Here is an 18,876-nt window from a genome sequence, read left to right on the forward strand (position 1 = left end):
TGCGTATAACCATGATAATTAGGGCCAAGGATGTCAGAAGCGAAAGCCAATTTTGAATATGCGATCTCAGACGCAGAGCAATTGTTAGAGTGTTACGATCAGTTAAACGGATGCAACTCCAACTCCCAACCTCCAGAGGTGCTTAAGAGAGCTACATTGATAATGACTCTCACTGCATGGGAAACCTATGTCGAAGACATAGCAAAAGAGCTTGTTGATGCGAAATATGGTGTTGTTATAGGTTCACAGCTTGGAAGAATTGTTGAGAACCGACTTGATGAGCATCTTAAGTACTTTAACAACCCTGGTTCAAAAAAGACCAAAGCACTTTTTGCTGAGTTCTTCGGTATTGATGTCACCGAAGCGTGGGTTTGGAATAATTTTCAAACCGCTGATGAAGCTAGATCACAACTCAATAAATGGTTAAAAAAACGAGGTGAGGCTGTTCATCGCGCTCAAACCGATAGAACCGAAGCTCATATCGTCAAGCGCGAAGAGCTGGACAAGTGCATCAGGTTCTTTAGAGAGTTGGTGAGCGTGACTGATACAAGGTTATCTGGACTGTGATGAATCTTACTAGCTAGCTGAAAGTAACTTTCTTACCGTTGTAGTTTCGCTGAAATACTCGTTTCACAAAAATATCAACTTATGGTTGTTTTAGGCGATATCTACATATGGTTGTTTTTTAAGTAAGCTATTGAAGTAAAAGAAATCGTAAATATCACTTTATGGTTGTTTCAACATTGATGTTGAAACAACCATAAATTTATATTGTCTCTTCATGGTCTAGACTTACGTAAGTTTACGACAAAATCGTGAAGAGGCAATATTATGTCTGCTCTACCTTCCCTTTCTACAGCCACCCTAATAGCGCTTGAAAGTGCGTTTGATACTCCTCCGAAGCCTAACCAAGTCACGAGGGAAAAACATACACCGTTACGTCAGTGCTAAGATGGGAAAAAGAGTTACGGTAGTTACTCCAACTGAATACACATTCTTATGTTCACTTTACCACCCAACAAAAGAGTTACAGCTGATTCATTATTTTGTGGTAACCCAATGGGAAGGTGAGATAACCGCACAAGAAGCAGACAGCATCGCGTGGTATCTACTGAACTCAGCGCCCGTTGGTATGATTGCTGATGGTATTGCTTTACAAGAAGTGGAGCGAGTAGGGATGTTTCTCTAAAGCTTCGTCAGATAAGCAGGACAGCAATAAACACAAAAGCCTAAACACTCGTTTGGAGCTGAACTTACATTGGTTTGTATTTCGATACTCTGTGTACTTCGGCTCACGCAAAAATGGCCACCATGATCTTTACCGCTTTGTCAGCTATTGAACTAAGACAGCTCGGGATTACTTTTATGTGGTGTTATGTTATAACATTCGACTTGTTCAAGCTTTTAGGTCAAAGATATGTCGTCAATTCCAGTCACCATTTTGCATGGGTTTCTCGGGTCAGGGAAAACCACGTTTTTACGCAACATTCTTCAACAAACCGATTATTCCGGTGATGACCTGTCCGTTATTGTGAATGACATGAGTGAGTTGGATGTCGATGGCGTGCTTATCTTAAATACAGATGCGGTGAGTGAAGAGCAAGGTAACTTCGTCACGATAAGTGGAGATAGCATCAGCAGCCCGAGCGGTGTACAGCACCTCAATAAAGCACTTAAAAAGCTTTGTGCAGAAAAGTCGCCAGAATGGATTGTGATTGAAACGTCGGGTAGTAGCCATCCTTTACCTTTGGTCGAATATTTCAAAAACAACGCGCAATTTGCACTCAAAGACGTTATTACGTTGGTGGATGCGACTTGGCTGCGAGATGACTATCGACAAGGCTCTGCTTTAATTCCGAAGTGGCAGAAGAATATGCAGCAAGGTGTTCGAGGTGTAGAAAACTTGTTGGTTGAGCAAATCATGTTCTCAAACCGTGTCATGCTAACCAAAACGGACAAAGTGGATGACAATGCCGTTCGCAACATTGCGCAGGCGATTCATCCGCTCAATGTGTACACCGAGATAATCAAAACTTCATGGGGAAACTTGGATATCCGCACGTTGAAAGGCAAGCAAGACTACAACTTCGTCCTAGTCGAACAATTAATCGCAGAACTTCGTGAGACAGTGAATGAACCGTTGAATTTATCCGATAAAGACGAACAAAGCCTTGTCGCAAAAGTGCTTAAAGATGATCGCCCATTTCATCCTGCACGTTTATGGAATACCTGCCAACAGCATTTAACGAAAGGCGTATTTCGTAGCAAAGGGTTCTTTTGGTTCCCGACTCGAGATGATGTTTCACTGCTTTGGAGCCAAGCGAACGGCAATGTTGGGCTTGAAGTTACAGGATTTTGGCGTGCTTCGGTGATCAATGATGAATCGCAAAACTTTACTGAGGAGCATCGTCAGATCTTGCAAGATAAGATAGACAGTGTTGAAAGTCGCTTTGGTGATCGTCGTTGTCGATTAACGGTGATTGGGCAAGGAAATGAAGTCGATGCCTTTATCTATGCACTGGAAAAATGCTTTTTGACGGATGCGGAATTGGATTTGTGGCAGCAAGGGGAGACGTTTGAAGATCCGTGGCCAAAGAAAATTGCCAAGTTAAGCCAGAAGAAGACACTTTAAGTACACTGGTGAATACTACGTCGCCACGTTGTTGAATCTTGGCTTGCTCCAATAACGGGTTTACTCAATTGACCTCATACACATGAAAGCCTCCCGAATATAGCGGGAGGCTTTTTATCTAAGCTGTTTACTCTTCCCATTCAGGGAATGGGTCTTCCAAAGACAACCAATAGTCGCCTCCTTGCTCCATTTCATCTTCCGTTAACAAACATTCGTTGAGGCGGGCAATCAATTTTTCTTGCTCTAACCCTTGGCCAATAAACACCAGTTCTTGTCGCATATCACCATAAGGTTCTTGCCAAATGTTGTTGATGGCATCAAGGGATTCTTGATCCGTCGGCCATTCTTCTTTCGGAATTGCTTTCCAAAACATACCTGCGGCACCATAACGTGCTATGCCACCCGCTTGACTCCACTGGCCAACAAACTCCGGCCTCGTTGCTAACCAAAAATAACCTTTAGAACGAATCAGTTTGCCGTAGTCTTCTGCGTTATGGAGGAAATCATAGAACTTCTCTGGGTGGAAAGGGCGTCTCGCATGATATGCAAAGCTGGAAATACCGTATTCTTCGGTTTCAGGTATGTGTTCGCCTCGCATTTCTTTCAACCAACCAGGAGCTTGTTGTGCCTTTTCAAAACTGAAATTCTGTGTGTCGAGTACCGCATCAAGTTCCACTTCACCATTCGAGATAGGAAGAATAGTGGCTGAGGTATTAAGTGTTTTAAGAATCGCCAAAAGTCTGTCGACTTCTAACTTCTCAGCGAGATCAGTTTTGCTTATCAAGATCACATCCGCGAACTCCACTTGATCGACAAGTAAATCAGCGACACTGCGCTCATCGTCTTCACCTAATGACTCGGGCGTCTCTGTTAAGAACTTCGCTTCATCGTAATCTCGCAGGAAATTGATGGCATCAACCACTGTTACCATTGTGTCTAAACGGGCAACGTCTGAAAGCGAAAGCCCATTCTCATCGGCAAAAGTAAAAGTCTCTGCAACGGGAAGTGGTTCAGCGATGCCTGTGGACTCGATAACTAAGTAATCGAATCTTCCTTCTTGAGCGAGTTTGGTTACTTCTTCAAGTAGATCCTCACGCAGGGTACAGCAGATACAGCCGTTACTCATTTCAACCAGCTTTTCTTCACTGTGATTGAGAGAAACTTCATTCTGAACGGTCGCTGCATCGATGTTGATTTCACTCATGTCGTTGACGATGACCGCAACTTTTCTGCCTTGTCTGTTGTTAAGAATATGACTTAAAACGGTTGTTTTTCCTGCGCCGAGAAAGCCGGATAAAACCGTAACAGGGAGTTTTTGGGTGTTCATGCTCATGCTCTTTTTATTAGTGTAATGTTATAATATAACATTAACCATGTTCGGTGATCTTAACTCTGGCATCAAGCAGTTTATTACTGTATCGGGCACTGCACCTTATTGGAGCCTTTTATCGTTTTAAGTTGTAGAGGTTCAGATGTACGCAAGAAAGGACATCTGACTCTTATCTGGTGAGAGGGTTTATGAACGAAGATAAAACTCATGTCATGGCAGAAGAAGAAATTGTAATGTGGGCTCATTATTCTGACAAATATACTGGGTTTTGTCTTGAGTTTGCTACAGACAATGAGCTGTTTTCAAAAGCAAATAAAGTAAAGTATGTTAATGAGTTTCCAAAGCTTAATGCGTTAAGTACTTATGGTATCAATGATCGCTCGGATGTTCTTGAACTCTACTGCGCAAAGTCGAAGTCTTGGAAATATGAGAGGGAATGGCGCTGTATCCACAACGAGCCGGGACTGCATTACTTACCCAAGAGAATCCCTCACAGGTGTTTATTTCGGTCCGAATATTACTCCAGATATGATCGAGATTATCTGTTTAATTTTGCAGGGACAGAATCCAACGGTTAGGTTTTGGCGAGGAAAGCGCAGTGAAGTTAGCTTTAAAGTTGAGTTCGAGGAGTTTTTCTATACATCGTCACCGAAAGCTGAGGAACTTGGGCTACGCACATAACAAACAATTTAAGAGTGATTCCCCACGCTTGGCATTTTTGGTTTGGGTCGAGTTCAGTGTTTACGGCGTTCAATTTGAGTGTTGTGGTCGCGTGGCTCACACCTTAATTGGGCGTTAGGCGCCTATGAAATGAACTACGGAATATTAGCTAATGAAACTCGAAGAACAAATTGAGAAGTTATCAGACATAGGGTTGTCGTTGAATAAAGGTGTGACTATTAACGATTTGCTCCTTTCATATTCGAGAGAAGAATACGAATCGAATCCTTTTGATTTAATCCTTTTTGTATACGGAATAGAGATTGAAGAAGAACCATGGGGACGGTTTGTTTGTGATCAAGCGTGGAATTTCGATGCAGAGGCGATTGAAGACGACGGTTCCTATACTGAAATCGTAAAGCAGTTCCACCGAATTACAGGCAGAACTAAGAATTTAGAAGGGCTGCGAGATAGTGTAAACCTAGAAGAACATAACGCAGAGCTTCAATATTCAGTTGATGGTGTTAAAAGGCTGCTGAAGCCTGAAATAGACGATGATTGGGCAGATGCTAAAATTATCGAAATTATACTAAGCGATTTACGCCAACCGGGGTTCGATTTCTATCCAAAGGATAATGGACAAGCCAGTATTTGGTTCTATTTGTCTGAAAGTCAGGCTATAAAGCTAAACAAACTCGCCAATAATGTGTTTAATTTAGAACGTAAACCATGGTGGAAAGTATGGTAGTTCTCAGTGAATTCAAGACGCCTAACAAGAGACTATGGCTTCAAGATACTTTATCTAATCTTAGATAAATGCGTTAGAGTCATAAATCTAACGCATTTATGTCCAGTAATGTGTTTGAAGGTTTATTGGTTAAAAATAAATTTTAAGCTTGCCTAGACTGGTGTGATGAAAGTAACTTTCTTACTGCTGTAGTTTGGCGAAAATGTATAATTCACAAAATTATGTCTGCTCTACCTTCACTTTCTACTGCCAACCTAATAGTGCTTGAAAGTGCGTTTGATACTCCTGTCTGAAGCCTAACCAAGTCACGAGGTAAAATATACACCGTACGTCAGTACTAAGATGGGAAAAAGAGTTACGATAGAGTCTTTTTTAGAATGTGCCGCTTGTTATCACTTTGATTTTGAACCTAGTATCGTTCGCTTTTGTTCTCAGCCGATAAGATTTTTATATTGCCTATTTAATGACCGATAAAACATCACCTATGCTTTCAACGGGTTCAGTGTGCATCGAAAGCCATTTTCCTGCTTTCTGGGGAAGAAATTGAATCGTTTTTCTATTGTTGCAAATGACTGGATATATTTGAAATCCTCAATGGAAACCTTGGCTGAACCTTCCGCAAATCGCTTAGGTTGTGCTCTAACAATAGTACCTTCATCAACATTCGGGCTCTGATCGAACTTAATCACCAAGTCACATTGCCAATCATCGTGTGTTGCGGGGCGATATGGTGTGGTTTGCCTTTTGTACGTACTCTTTTGTTAAACCGCGCTTTTCAACATGCGCTGATGGACGCAGATGGCAAATGAATTAATAGCGAGCGTAGGAAAATACTCTATTAAGTTTCGTTCAAACGCGTGAGTAAACCCCAAGAAAGAAGCAAGTGATGGAGGACCGACCGTGACAGGTGAGCTCAATGCGGTTGATCTGCTAACTCTTATGTTGGGAATAACGAAGAATGAATCCTTTTCCGCAGGGCTACTAACATTAGTTGAGTCAATGTTAGATTCGTTTAGCTCACTCTTGAAAAGCCAAGTAGGAGTTTGGTGATCTTTGGTTCATAGGCAAAGCACTTCGCTGATTTAAAGCGGGAAAGGTCATCATTTAGATGTTGGACAAGTGTATTTACATCTATGGTGTTGGACGCAAAGGAAAAGATTCATATCTACAATAGGTTAAGAAAGGTAATTTTCAAAAATACAAAGATATACTCTCGGATAATGAATAACATCAATTTTGAGGGGTTTCATTTGTTCAAAATAACGGGGGAGCAATGAATTTGAGGGGATTGTGCTTCATCATAGTTTTTGCTAGATTGTCGAAATGAAATACATTCCTATGACTACCTTATTCTTTTTCTGGTGGCGCTCTAATTAGAGCGGTGCGGAATTCCTACATTCTAAAGCTGCTGGAAGGTAGCCTAAGACTGTAACCTCTTTTGTATCTCCAGTAGCGTTCTATTTTTACTAGGAGATACATATATGAACACAAAACAAAACACGACCAAACCAGAAACCATTTTAACCGGTGATAGAGCTACAGGCCCTTTGCATCTAGGTCACTATGTCGGCTCATTAAAGCAGCGCGTAGATTTACAGACAATTCATGACCAAACAATTCTTGTTGCTGATATGCAAGGCCTTACTGATAATGCTCACAACCCGAAGAAAGTATCATCCAATATTCTTAATGTCGTAGCAGACTATCTGGCTGTCGGTATCGACCCTTCTAAATCGACGATTTGTCTTCAATCGCAAATCCCGGCTCTTGCTGAGCTGACAATGTATTACAGCAATGTTGTAACAATCAGTCGGCTAGAACGAAACCCAACGGTAAAAAGTGAGATTCAGAGTAAAGGGTTTGAACGTTCGCTTCCTGCTGGTTTTCTAACATATCCAATATCTCAAGCCGCTGATATTTCTGCATTTAACGCAACATTAGTTCCTGTTGGGGATGACCAATTACCGATGCTTGAGCAAACTAATGAAATAGTGAGAAAGATTAACTCTCTAGCAGGAAAAGCTGTTTTGACTGAATGTACGCCCTTACTAAGCAATTCACCTCGTTTGCCTAGTACGGATGGGAAAAGTAAGATGTCGAAGTCGTTGGGTAACACCATCAATCTAGGAGCGACTGAAAAAGAGATTTCAGCTGCCGTTAAATCGATGTATACAGACCCAAACCACATAAGAGTTGAAGATTCTGGTGCGATTGAAGGTAATGTTGTTTTTACGTACCTTGATGCTTTTCATCCAGATTCAAACTACATAAGTCAGCTAAAAGAGAATTATCAGCGTGGTGGGCTCGGGGATGGTACCACGAAGAAAATTCTAGAAGAGTGCTTGCAGGACATGCTTCGACCAATAAGAAAAAGAAGAGCTGACTTTTTGAACGATAAAACTCAACTCATTGATATTTTAGTGAAAGGAAGCCAATCCTCTAGAGAGAAAACAGAAAAAGTACTTTTTGATGTTAAAGGTGTTTTTGGGCTTAATATTTTCTGAACAGATCGTTTAGAAATTTTTCTTCGAAACGCCCATTATTTGAACTATAAGCTTAAATTAGCCTATCGTATACTGTGTGTTGTTCGATTTATTTAAGGCGCTAGTGGGACTGAACTTACTAACGCCTTTTCGTTTAGCTGATTTTTGTAAAGCGCGACTCTACGGGAAAAGTACAAATTTTTCCAACTCCACTTTCTCTACTTGAGATAATCGCTGAAATGTTAATTTAACAAGGTAGCTATCACGTTGTTATCCAATTCCAGGTTATAGCTTTATTCCTTATTTACGGAAACCTAACGGTTACAACCACCCTAATCATCAGACTTAACCGCTTTCATCAATGCTTTTTGAATTGCGATGGTTGCTCTGGTCTTGGGAAGTATTCTGAGCCTTCAATCTTCAATCTTCAATCTTCAATGTCATGTCTTAGAAGTAGCATTTAATATTTGGCATGACATTACCGCTAGTTAATCTACTATTCATCTAATTATAGAGCTAATAACTTGTTAACTTGACGGTACCACTGTGAAGTGCGGTTAAAGTATTTTGCCGAATTGTTTTAACTAAACAGGTCAGGATTATTTTACTTGCAGTTATGATGTAAATTGAGATTGAAATGATCTTAATTCGGTTGGTAAATTTGTGTTAGATAGGTTGATAGTCTTACGATTCCTCAATTTAATCGAGCTAACTACATCTCCAAAGTGTTGATTAAATAATGCCTCAAATCTACCACTGAGTATGTAGTCATGCAGTTTTTCATCTAATAATTGCGCTAGCTGCATCTTCTCTGGGTGTACATATAAGACCAGAGGAAGAGGGTAATAAAGGGAAATACTTTTTTCTATCACAAGCCCTTGCAGATAGTTTGTATGTTCTTGAAATATACTTTCTACTTCATTAGCTCCGAGTGATACGTAATCACACTTTTTATCTGAAAGTAGCTTAAGTGTCTCTGAAAGGGTTCCTTGCTCTAGTACTCGGTATCCATTTGATCTAAATAGCTCTGCATCAGCCCATGTTGCGGGAATTCCAGCAGTAAGTGATTTCAGTTTACTGCTAGAAATATTATTAAATAAGAGCTGATCTTGTTCCCTAATGATCAAAATACGGTGTCCAAGTAAGCCTTTGCAAATAGGAGAGTTGAGCTTGATTACGGGTTGGTTGGCAAATTTCTTGTTGCCTGCGACTGTAACGAGTACGTCATAATCATTGTTGAATATATTCCCTTCGTCCTGAGCTCTTGGGAAATCTGTATTGTCGCAATGAATGGTAACAGGCTCATTTGAATTCCAATTCAATAAGTTATGTAGCAGTTCAAGCTCATAGTGCTGTCTTTTATTTGATTTATTGCCATTCCAAAAGTTGAACATATTTATCCTAGGGCTAAATCTTATTTGATTCACAATATCTTGACATAAGTGAAAACCCAAAGAAAGCGCTTTCTTTGGGTTTTAGAAGAGCGTATGTCCGCTCAGAGTAGGGTAAGAGACTCCATCGATTAAAGTGTTCTTCAAAGAGTACGGGGAAGTACAGTGTTTATAGAGGAAAAATAGTGGTGATGTTAATACTTAAAATAAAATATAAAATATTGTTTTAATAGTACTTTATATATTGATAAATAATTRATGTGATGAATGACACTGTTATATATATCCACTCTCTATCTGTTTTAAATTTGTGATCTATGGTTCGTTTCATTCAATTGTGAGTTGAAGAATCATCGGATCAGCATATTATCCACCCAAAGAAAGCGGTTTCTTTGGGTGATGGTCGATAATAAATACCAAAATACCGTCATTTTTTAAAGCAAAAAGAAAGCGCTTTCTTTTCGGTTATTATCATTAAAAGGACAACGTGATGCACAAAAAGACATTGATTGCTTCGTTCGCCATTGGAGCTTTATTCGGAGCGTCTGTACAAGCAGATGAAGTAAAGCAGGGTGGTACTCTAACGGTGCCAATTATCAATACTGGCTTTGTGGAAAATTTTAACCCTTACACAACCAAGGATTTACTGCACGGAGTAATGTTTGAACCACTGGTCGTATTTAATAACATGACAGGGGAAGTTGACTATCGTTTGGCTGAGTCCGTTGAGTATTCAACTGATCTGAAAACTTTAACGCTTAAATTACGAGAAAATTTGAAGTGGTCTGATGGTTCAAAGTTAGCCGCAGACGATGTTGTTTTTAGCTTCATGTTGACCAAAGAAGCGCCAGCATTTGATCAAAAAGGTATTTGGTCGTCCGGTAACCTGAAAAAAATCAAATCACTTGATGAACAGACTGTCGTGTTTGAACTGACAAATGCGGATTCTACATTTGCTTGGAATTTAGAACGTTACCATATTGTGCCAAAGCATATTTGGTCGAAAGTTGAAGACCTGACAACGTTTACCAACTTGAACCCGGTGGGTAGCGGACCGATGACAACGGTTAAATACATTAAACCACAGCAGATGGAGCTGTGCCGGAACCCGAATTACTATTTAGAAAATCGTCCGTATTTAGATTGTATCAATTTCCGTTCTTACAATGATAATTCTCAAATTCAACCTGCATTAATGAAAGGTGAGATTGATTGGGGATCAAACTTCATTGCTGACGTTGAGTCAACGTTTGTCGATTTAGACAAAGAAAACAATCATTTCTGGTACCCAGCGAATGATGCTATCCACCTTTATGTGAATACAAAAGAAAAGCCTTTTGACGACCTGAAGGTACGCCAAGCTCTCTCTATGGCACTTGACCGTGAAACTATCGTTGATATAGCAGCTTACGGTTACCCGACGGCAAACTTCAATGTCGGCGGTATTGGTGAGCTTTACGAAAATCATATTGATAAAAATGTGTCAGATAAGTATGGCTATTTAGCTCAGTATGATGTTGAAAAAGCGAACGTTTTGCTTGATGAAGCGGGCTTAGTTGATAAAAACGGTGATGGATTCCGAGACAAAGAAAATGGAGAAACTGTTGAATTTGATATTGAAGTTGTGAATGGTTGGACTGACTGGATTCAAGTGGTTCAGATGGTATCTGAATACTTTGAAGAAGTTGGTGTAAAAGCGAACGTTAAGACAGTGGACTGGGCGGTATACGACAGCAACTTAAAAGAAAGCAAGTATACAATGTCAATTAACTGGTCAATGGTAGCGACAAACCCAATCTTGGCTTATCAAGAGTATTTCTCTACCTCTCGAATCGGGAAAACTTGGCATGCTGGTCATGGTATTAACTCTCCTGAAATCGATGCGTTAATCGATAGCTTCGGCAAAATTGGTGACGCTGAACAGCAAGAAAAAGTGTTGAGTGAGCTTCAAGAGTTTACAGCTGAAAACCTTCCATTTATTCCTCTGTTTTCTAACCCGACATGGTTCCAATACAGCACTAAAAACATTGTTGGTTGGCCTAGTGAAAAAGACCCATACGTACAGCCAGTATGGTACGACGGTGGTAAGAGAGTGATCATTCTCAACAATCTACACCTTAAGTAAGTTATTTTTGAGAGGGCTACAGCCTATGCTGTAGCCCCTAGGTTAAAAGATTTTTATGTCGTTTTTAATTCGCCGATTTGGCTTCTATTTTACTGCTTTCTTAATCGCTATCTCGTTTAATTTCATGTTGCCTCGGCTGATGCCAGGTGACCCTGTTGATGCTCTTTTCGCTGCAGCTCAAGGTCGTATGGATCCGGCTCAAATGGATGCTGTTCGTGAAATGTACGGTTTTGTTGATGGAAATGTTTTTGAACAGTACTTCGCTTATATGAAAAGCGTTTTCACTCTTGATTTAGGACCTTCTGTACTTATGTTTCCTGTAAGTGTTTCAGATGTTCTTGCTATGGCACTGCCGTGGACCATGTTCCTAGCTCTTGGTTCGCTGATTGTTGCTCTTATCATTGGTGTCAGTATTGGTACGTATGCTTCGTATCGACGTGAAGGGCTATTTGGACAAATTGTTCCGCCTGTTTTGGCATTTATTAGTAACTTTCCGTACATCGTTACCGCGTTACTGTTGTTCTATTTCTTCGGTCTGAAACTTGAACTATTGCCTTTGGCATACACCTATGATCCATCACTAGAGCCAGGTTTTACATGGGAGTTTATTTCTAGTGTGGCTAGACACGCAGTGCTTCCAATGGGATCTATGGTCTTGGTTGGAATCGCAACATGGGTATTCAACATGCGTAATGCGATGATAAATGTATTGGGTGAGGATTATGTGACGATGGCTGAGGCAAAAGGTTTGAGCAGTTATCGCGTGATGTCTCGATACGCTGGTAGAAATGCCATTCTTCCTGTCGCGACCGCTATTGCAATGGCGATAGGATTCTCATTCGCTGGCTCAATCATGACTGAAGTGGTCTTTAACTATCAAGGCTTGGGGAACATCCTTCTTAAAGGAATTGTGGCTCGTGATTATCCTTTGATTCAAGCCATCCTTCTTATTTTAGTGACAGCAGTTCTTACTGCTAATTTTATTGCCGACTTACTGTATGTCTGGCTTGATCCAAGAATTTCGAATTGAGGCGCATCATGGATAACTTAATTGACACTCAAAATGTTTCGAATCGACCGAATATTCCGGCTCGTGAGCCGAAATGGTCGTGGAAAAACATGAAGAAAACTCTGGGTAAAGCTTATGCATTTTTCTACGGTAATCCGCCCGCAATCATTGGTACATTTTTACTTACAATTGTTTTAGTTGGAGCGTTATTTGCGCCTGTGTTGTCGACTCATAACCCAGAAAAACGGGTTGCGCGTCCGCATGTAGCACCAAATGCTGAACATATTATGGGTAGCACTCGTAGCGGGAGAGATGTGTATAGCCAAGTCCTTTTTGGAGCAAGAAAGTCACTTACTGTTGCGATTTCTGCTGGTGTCATTGCAATGACCATCGCGGTTCTTGTTGGAGTCTCTTCTGGTTACTTTGGTGGAAAGGTAGATGAACGCTTGAATTTCATTACTAACGTATTTCTAGTATTTCCTCAATTACCTTTGCTGATTGTTCTCGCCGCATTCTTAGGTCAAGTGGGCTCATTAGTCATTACTGTGTTGTTAGGGGTAACCTCCTGGCCTTGGGGGGCGAGGGTGATTCGTGCGCAGACTATGGCGATTCGAAGTAAAGAATTCATTATTTCAGCAGAGGTTATGGGGGAGTCAAAAGTCCGCATTATTTTGGTCGAAATACTTCCGAACTTAGTTTCTATTGTTTTTGGTGGCTTCCTAGGCACTGTGATCTACGCAATGGGCTCTGAAGCTGGTCTAGGTATTTTAGGTTTAGGTGATGCTACCGAAGTGAGCTGGGGTTCTATGTTGTATTGGGCACAGACCTCTTCGTCGTTATATACCGGTGCGTGGTGGGAAATGTTGGTTCCTGCATTAGCGTTAGCGATTACTGGTGGTGGACTTGCATTGATTAACATGTCAATTGACCAAGTGAGCAACCCTAAGTTACGTACTGGTCCACACATTAAACTGTGGCACAAACTTAAAAAAGAAGCAGATAAGCGCCGAGGTCTATAATGAGCAATCTACTAGAAATTAACAACCTGTGTGTCGATTACGTTTCTCCTAATGGCGTAGCGAGAGCCGTTAACGACGTTAGTATTTCCATTGCTCCCGGTGAAACGCTCGGTATTGCCGGTGAGTCTGGTTGCGGTAAAAGTACATTAGCTTTTGCTATATCACGCTTACATAAAGCGCCGGCTCTCATCTCCGAAGGCGAGATACTTTACAAAGGTCAGGACGTATTAAAAATGACCAACAAGCAGCTACGTGATTTCCGCTGGAATGACGTATCTATTGTTTTTCAAAGTGCGATGAACTCACTTAACCCTGTTATTACCATCGGTGAGCAGCTAACGGACGTTATTCTAGCGCATAAGAAAATACCATATAAGAAGGCTCACGAGCGTGCGGTTGAGCTCTTAGGAACGGTTGGAATTCATGGCGATAGAATGTCGAGCTTTCCCCATCAACTGAGTGGAGGAATGCGTCAGCGTGTTGTTATCGCGATTGCTTTGGCGCTGGAACCTCAACTGATCATCATGGACGAGCCAACCACGGCACTTGATGTGGTTGTTGAACGTGAAATCTTGAATGAGCTGTATGAGCTTAAGAGTAAGTTTGGTTTCTCTATTCTGTTTATTAGCCACGACTTAAGTCTGATGGGCGAAATTGCAGACCGAATTGGCGTGATGTATGCGGGTAACCTGATTGAATTAGGCGATGCTAAGAAGGTATTTAGTGAACCTAAGCATCCTTATACAAAAGGGCTTATCTCTTCATTCCCGACTATCCACGGGCCAAAAGAGCGCTTGTACGGAATTCCTGGAAATCCTGTCAACCTTCTGGATACACCTCAGGGATGTAACTTCCAGGAACGATGTGGTGAATGCATTTCAATGTGTATTAAAAATGAACCTCGTTTGGGCACAGTTACGACTGGGCATAATGTATCTTGTCACCTAGTTTGAGCGAAAGATTATGAATACTTTAAAGAACGTTGATAAAAGCAAAGTTATCTTATCAGTTAAGAATTTGGTAAAAGATTTCCCACTAGGTCAGTCAGTGAAAAGCAACATGATGCGAGCGGTAAATGATGTTTCATTTGATCTCCGCAAAGGAGAAGCATTAGCGATTGTTGGTGAATCTGGATCTGGGAAAAGTACCGGAGCTCGAATTCTTACTCGAATTTACGATAAGACTGCGGGTGATATCGAATTTAAAGGTGAGCCACTGTCTGACTACATTGCAAAATATGGCGAGCTTGAATATGCACGCCAAGTGCAAATGATTTTTCAAGATCCGTTTGGCTCGCTGAACCCTGTACACACAATTTACCACCATATTGCACGACCATTACTAATCCATAAACGAGCAGAAAAAAAAGCGATTCCAAACCTTGTTTATGAATTGCTTGAGATGGTTGGGCTTACACCAGTTAAAGAGACTGCGGAGAAATACCCGCACGAACTGAGTGGTGGGCAACGACAACGTGTCGCAATTGCACGTGCAATTGCTGTGAGCCCTGAAGTTATCTTGGCTGATGAACCGATCTCTATGCTTGATGTGTCTGTGCGATTAGGAATTCTAAACTTAATGGCTGACTTGAAAGATAAGCACGGCATTTCGTTTATGTACATCACTCATGACATCGCTACAGCGCGTTATTTTGCCGAGAAAACGGCAGTTATGTACGTCGGACACATGGTTGAATGGGGCAATAGCGATAATGTCACTCAGAATCCGCAGCACCCGTATTCTCAGCTGTTACTTTCAGCTGTGCCAGAAGTCGGTAAATCGGGAAAGCGTGACATGAACGTGAAAAAGGGCGATATCCCTTCTTGGAAGCCAAGTAGCGTAGGTTGCCCTTTCGCCAGCCGTTGTATGAAAGCCGATACGCTTTGCACACAGTCAATCCCAGAACCGACTCAAATTGCAGAAGAGCATTTTGCTCGTTGTCATCACTTGTAAGCCTTTAATCCTTTTTTGAAGCGCAAAAGAAAGCGCTTTCAAAAATTATATGTAAGAATTTTTGGAATTTTAATATGAAACAAGACTATAAATTAACACCAGAGGTCGATGGCAAGTTCGTTGATTTAGATGGTGAGCGTTACTACCAAATCTCTAATGTTGACCAAATGACACCATTCTTCATTAGCGTTGTATCGTCGAGCGATCACTGGTTATTTATTTCATCGACAGGCAGCCTTTCTGCAGGGCGCATTCGTCCGGAAAATGCTCTTTTTCCTTACAAGTCTGTTGACCATATTCATGAAAATGCGGAAAACACAGGTTCAAAATCCATCTTCCGTGTTGAACATTGTGACAAGGTTGTACTTTGGGAACCTTTTAATATATTCCATGATGGTATTTTTGATGTTGAACGTAATCTTTACAAAAATACGATTGGAGACAAAATCGTATTTGAAGAAATAAACCATACTTTGCAACTGCAGTTCCAATACAGCTGGAATACGAGTGAAAAATACGGATTTATTCGTCGTTCAAAGCTGACCAATCTCGCGAACTTCGAGCGTAAAGTTGAAGCACTAGATGGCTTACAAAATTTACTTCCTTCAGGTGCTCCGCTATCAGCACTTCAAACAAGAAGTGCATTAGTTGATGCGTACAAGTGGAATGAACAAGTTGATGATAGTTCATTAGCACTTTTCAGCATGTATGCCAAGTTGAGTGATAGAGCTGACCCTGCTGAATCATTGCTTGCGACGACAGTGTTCAGCTTAGAAACAGAAACTAGCCAGATTTTACTGACGAGTGCTCAAGTTAATGCATTTCGAAAAGGACGACCTATTGAAAGTGAGCCTTTGACTAAAGGGGTTAGAGGAAGCTATTTGGTTCACAAGTTGCTTACACTTCGAGCTCACCAAACCAAAGTTTGGTCAATTGTTGCGGATATAGACAAGACTCATTCAGATATCTGTCAGCTTCAACTCGAACTTTCCTCTCCTGCAGCTCTAGCTCTTAATTTAGAGAAGAGCATTGCAGAAAATCAAAATGAGTTGATCACCCTAATGTCTGGTGCCGATGCTTGGCAAGTAACGGCTGAAGAGAATACCAGTGTGCACCATTATGCCAATGTCCTGTTCAATAACATGCGTGGTGGAGTATTTGAAAATGGCTATATACTAGAAAAAGCTGATGTAGTTAAAACCATGGAAAATGCAAATTCTCAGGTTGCTGGTCGTCATCAGGAATTCTTCAGACAGTTAGCAGATACCTTTACTCATGCAGAATTAGTCTCTCGCGCTAAAGATACAGGGGATTCACAGTTAGTTCGATTGAGTTACGAATATCTGCCGCTTACTTTTGGTCGTCGTCATGGTGACCCTAGTCGACCTTGGAACCACTACGAGATCAAACTTAAAGATGACAAGGGTGAGCGCTTGCTCTCTTACCAAGGTAACTGGCGTGATATTTTTCAAAACTGGGAAGCTATGGCGTTGAGCTATCCGGGCTATATCAAATCGTTCATCTCTAAGTTCGTTAATGCCTCAACTGTAGATGGCTATAATCCGTATCGAATCACGAAAGATGGCGTAGATTGGGAACTACTAGAGGCTGATGACCCCTGGAGCAATATTGGCTACTGGGGCGATCATCAAATTATTTATCTATTGAAGTTTCTTGAATTAGCTGAAAAGTTTGAGCAAAACGATCTTATTGAATTACTAGAAAGTGACATCTTTAGTTACGCAAACGTACCTTATGAACTTTGTGGAGTTAAAGGACTTTTTGATAACCCAAAAGATACCGTAGAGTTTAACCAAGAATTGCAGGATTTGACTGAGCAACGCGTTAAAAGCTTAGGGAGTGACGGTCGCTTGCTGATGACGGGTGACCAAGAAGTTTATATGGTTAATCTAATGGAAAAGATACTCGTCCCTTTATTGGCTAAGCTGAGTAACTTAGTTCTTGATGGTGGTATTTGGCTTAATACACAACGCCCTGAGTGGAATGATGCAAATAACGCTATCGTTGGCAACGGACTGTCTATGGTTACCTTGTATTATATGCGTCGTTATGTTGCATTTATGCAACGCCTGTTAGATAAATCACCATCGTCATACAATATTTCGAAAGAAGTCTTTGAATGGATGTCTTCTGTTACACGGATCATTTCTGAGGCAAATACAGAGATTCGTCAAGGAACGGTAACACGTCAAACTCGAAAAGCAATGCTGACTAAGTTGGCTAAATCGGCGGCAAATTACCGTGAACGAGTTTATAGAGTAAATGGGTTCTCAGGGAAAACGAAAGTTGAGAAAGAGACAATTGTTCAATTGATGAGCTCTAGCTTAAAAGTTCTGGATTCGACGATCGCAAATAACTTGCGTGAAGACGGCTTGTACAATGCGTATAACATCTTGAGTTGTTCTGGTGAGAGCTTAATGGTTGAAGAGCTGTACCCTATGCTTGAAGGGCAGGTTGCGGCACTAAGTTCGGGTCTATTATCACCTAAACAAGCGGTCAAGTTGCTGGATAAATTGTTTGCCAGTGACATGTATCGCTCTGATCAAAATAGTTTTATGCTTTACCCTGATCGGGAACTCGTATCTTTTATGGGAAAAAACCGTTTGAGTGTTAGAGACATCGAGCAGAGCAAATTGTTAAGCATGATGGACTCAGCTAAAGACTACAGGTTAGTCAACAAAGACAGTAAAGGTGAATATCACTTCAATTCGAGTTTCGAGAATCGAGGTTTCCTCCAGGCTGCTGTTGATGAAATCAAAGCCGACTATTCGTCAATTAGTGATGATGAATTTTGTCATGTATCTAGTTTGTATGAGCGTGTATTTAATCATAAAGCCTTTACTGGTCGTTCGGGGACTATGTTTGGTTATGAAGGTTTAGGCTGTATCTATTGGCATATGGTTTCTAAGTTGCTGCTAGCTGTGCAAGAAAACTATCAGTACGCTTGGAGTATGGACTCCAATAGTAAGGAAACTCTTAAACTAGCGGATTACTATTACAAAGTCCGAGCAGGTATTGGCTTCAACAAAACGCCTGAAAACTACGGTGCGTTTCCGACGGATCCATACTCTCATACGCCAAAGCACTCTGGAGCACAGCAGCCAGGTATGACCGGACAAGTTAAGGAAGAAGTGATTACCCGCTTTGGAGAGCTAGGTCTAGAGGTTGTCGATGGGAAAATTATTATTAATCCATCACTTCTTAGTCCTAAAGAGTTCTTACAAAAAGCGGCGACATTTGACTGCCAAAATATTGAAGGGCAAATGCAAAGCTTTATTGTTCAAGCTGGACAACTGGCTTTTACTTACTGTCAGGTACCGTTTATTTATCAACTCAATGATGAACTAACACAGGGCATTGAAATTCACTTTAAAGACGGAACAAGTGAGGCGTTTGCATCGTTAAACCTAAATCAAGAAGTGGCTACACAACTCTTTACTCGCACAGGGCTCATTGAGAAAGTGGTCGTCGTGTTGTCAAAGCACCAATTACTCTAATTCTAATT

The 18,876-nt window shown here is 41.0% G+C and carries 14 protein-coding genes and 2 pseudogenes; 13 read left to right on the forward strand and 3 right to left on the reverse strand.

The genetic code is table 11. The annotated features are described in order from the left end of the window. The first annotated feature begins 30 nt into the window (after positions 1-30). The 3 genes and pseudogenes from L4C37_RS13120 to L4C37_RS13130 all read left to right on the forward strand — a co-directional run bounded on the left by L4C37_RS13120 (position 31) and on the right by L4C37_RS13130 (position 2,632). Complete coding sequence (locus tag L4C37_RS13120; RefSeq protein ID WP_102526024.1) at positions 31-567, forward strand: HEPN domain-containing protein; 537 nt, start codon at positions 31-33, stop codon at positions 565-567. Positions 568-988: 421 nt separating this feature from the next. Then, positions 989-1,189: pseudogene (locus tag L4C37_RS13125) on the forward strand (NTP pyrophosphohydrolase); the annotation flags it as partial. 228 nt (positions 1,190-1,417) lie between these two features. Continuing rightward, positions 1,418-2,632, forward strand: coding sequence for a CobW family GTP-binding protein (locus L4C37_RS13130; protein WP_429768856.1), 1,215 nt, complete (start codon positions 1,418-1,420; stop codon positions 2,630-2,632). 127 nt (positions 2,633-2,759) lie between these two features. Here the strand turns inward: L4C37_RS13130 and zigA are convergent, their stop codons facing one another. Beyond that, positions 2,760-3,959: a zinc metallochaperone GTPase ZigA gene (zigA, locus tag L4C37_RS13135; protein ID WP_429768857.1), complete on the reverse strand. Its 1,200-nt coding sequence runs from the start codon at positions 3,957-3,959 to the stop codon at positions 2,760-2,762. 236 nt (positions 3,960-4,195) lie between these two features. On the opposite strand from zigA, the pseudogene L4C37_RS13140 reads away from it, so the two are divergent. From L4C37_RS13140 to L4C37_RS13150, 3 genes and pseudogenes are all read left to right on the forward strand, one after another. Next, positions 4,196-4,348 (forward strand): annotated as a pseudogene (locus tag L4C37_RS13140) (DUF2971 domain-containing protein); the annotation flags it as partial. Beyond that, a complete protein-coding gene (locus L4C37_RS13145) occupies positions 4,347-4,643 on the forward strand; it encodes a hypothetical protein (RefSeq protein ID WP_429768921.1) in 297 nt (98 codons plus the stop codon). The pseudogene L4C37_RS13140 and the gene L4C37_RS13145, both read left to right, overlap by 2 nt. A 151-nt stretch (positions 4,644-4,794) precedes the next feature. Then, positions 4,795-5,370: a hypothetical protein gene (locus L4C37_RS13150; protein ID WP_429768858.1), complete on the forward strand. Its 576-nt coding sequence runs from the start codon at positions 4,795-4,797 to the stop codon at positions 5,368-5,370. Between the two features lie 761 nt (positions 5,371-6,131). On the opposite strand, the gene L4C37_RS13155 is transcribed toward L4C37_RS13150, so the two are convergent. Beyond that, complete coding sequence (locus L4C37_RS13155; protein WP_429768859.1) at positions 6,132-6,287, reverse strand: type I-F CRISPR-associated protein Csy2; 156 nt, start codon at positions 6,285-6,287, stop codon at positions 6,132-6,134. Between the two features lie 564 nt (positions 6,288-6,851). On the opposite strand from L4C37_RS13155, the gene trpS reads away from it, so the two are divergent. Beyond that, the gene (gene trpS / locus L4C37_RS13160) at positions 6,852-7,874 is read left to right on the forward strand and encodes a tryptophan--tRNA ligase (RefSeq protein ID WP_429768860.1); all 1,023 of its coding nucleotides are present in this window, start codon (positions 6,852-6,854) and stop codon (positions 7,872-7,874) included. Positions 7,875-8,467: 593 nt separating this feature from the next. Here trpS and L4C37_RS13165 read toward each other — a convergent pair. Continuing rightward, positions 8,468-9,247 (reverse strand): ABC transporter substrate-binding protein, encoded by a 780-nt coding sequence (locus L4C37_RS13165; RefSeq protein ID WP_429768861.1) that lies wholly within the window; start codon positions 9,245-9,247, stop codon positions 8,468-8,470. 487 nt (positions 9,248-9,734) lie between these two features. Between L4C37_RS13165 and L4C37_RS13170 the strand changes: the two genes are divergently transcribed. The 6 genes from L4C37_RS13170 to L4C37_RS13195 all read left to right on the forward strand — a co-directional run bounded on the left by L4C37_RS13170 (position 9,735) and on the right by L4C37_RS13195 (position 18,868). Continuing rightward, on the forward strand, positions 9,735-11,369 hold the full coding sequence (locus tag L4C37_RS13170) for an ABC transporter substrate-binding protein (protein ID WP_429768862.1): 1,635 nt from the start codon (positions 9,735-9,737) through the stop codon (positions 11,367-11,369). A 55-nt stretch (positions 11,370-11,424) separates the two neighbouring features. Beyond that, entirely contained in the window at positions 11,425-12,399 is a 975-nt protein-coding gene (locus L4C37_RS13175; protein ID WP_429768863.1) for an ABC transporter permease, read from the forward strand. Between the two features lie 8 nt (positions 12,400-12,407). Continuing rightward, a complete protein-coding gene (locus tag L4C37_RS13180) occupies positions 12,408-13,397 on the forward strand; it encodes an ABC transporter permease (protein WP_429768864.1) in 990 nt (329 codons plus the stop codon). Continuing rightward, a complete protein-coding gene (locus L4C37_RS13185; protein WP_429768865.1) occupies positions 13,397-14,350 on the forward strand; it encodes an ABC transporter ATP-binding protein in 954 nt (317 codons plus the stop codon). The genes L4C37_RS13180 and L4C37_RS13185 overlap by 1 nt, the downstream gene beginning before the upstream one ends. A 10-nt stretch (positions 14,351-14,360) precedes the next feature. Beyond that, complete coding sequence (locus L4C37_RS13190; protein ID WP_429768866.1) at positions 14,361-15,350, forward strand: ABC transporter ATP-binding protein; 990 nt, start codon at positions 14,361-14,363, stop codon at positions 15,348-15,350. Between the two features lie 74 nt (positions 15,351-15,424). Continuing rightward, positions 15,425-18,868: a hypothetical protein gene (locus tag L4C37_RS13195; RefSeq protein WP_429768867.1), complete on the forward strand. Its 3,444-nt coding sequence runs from the start codon at positions 15,425-15,427 to the stop codon at positions 18,866-18,868. Positions 18,869-18,876 lie beyond the last annotated feature (8 nt).

This window comes from Vibrio kagoshimensis (assembly GCF_050337535.1).
In the GTDB taxonomy this organism is placed as follows: Bacteria; Pseudomonadota; Gammaproteobacteria; order Enterobacterales; family Vibrionaceae; genus Vibrio; species Vibrio gallaecicus.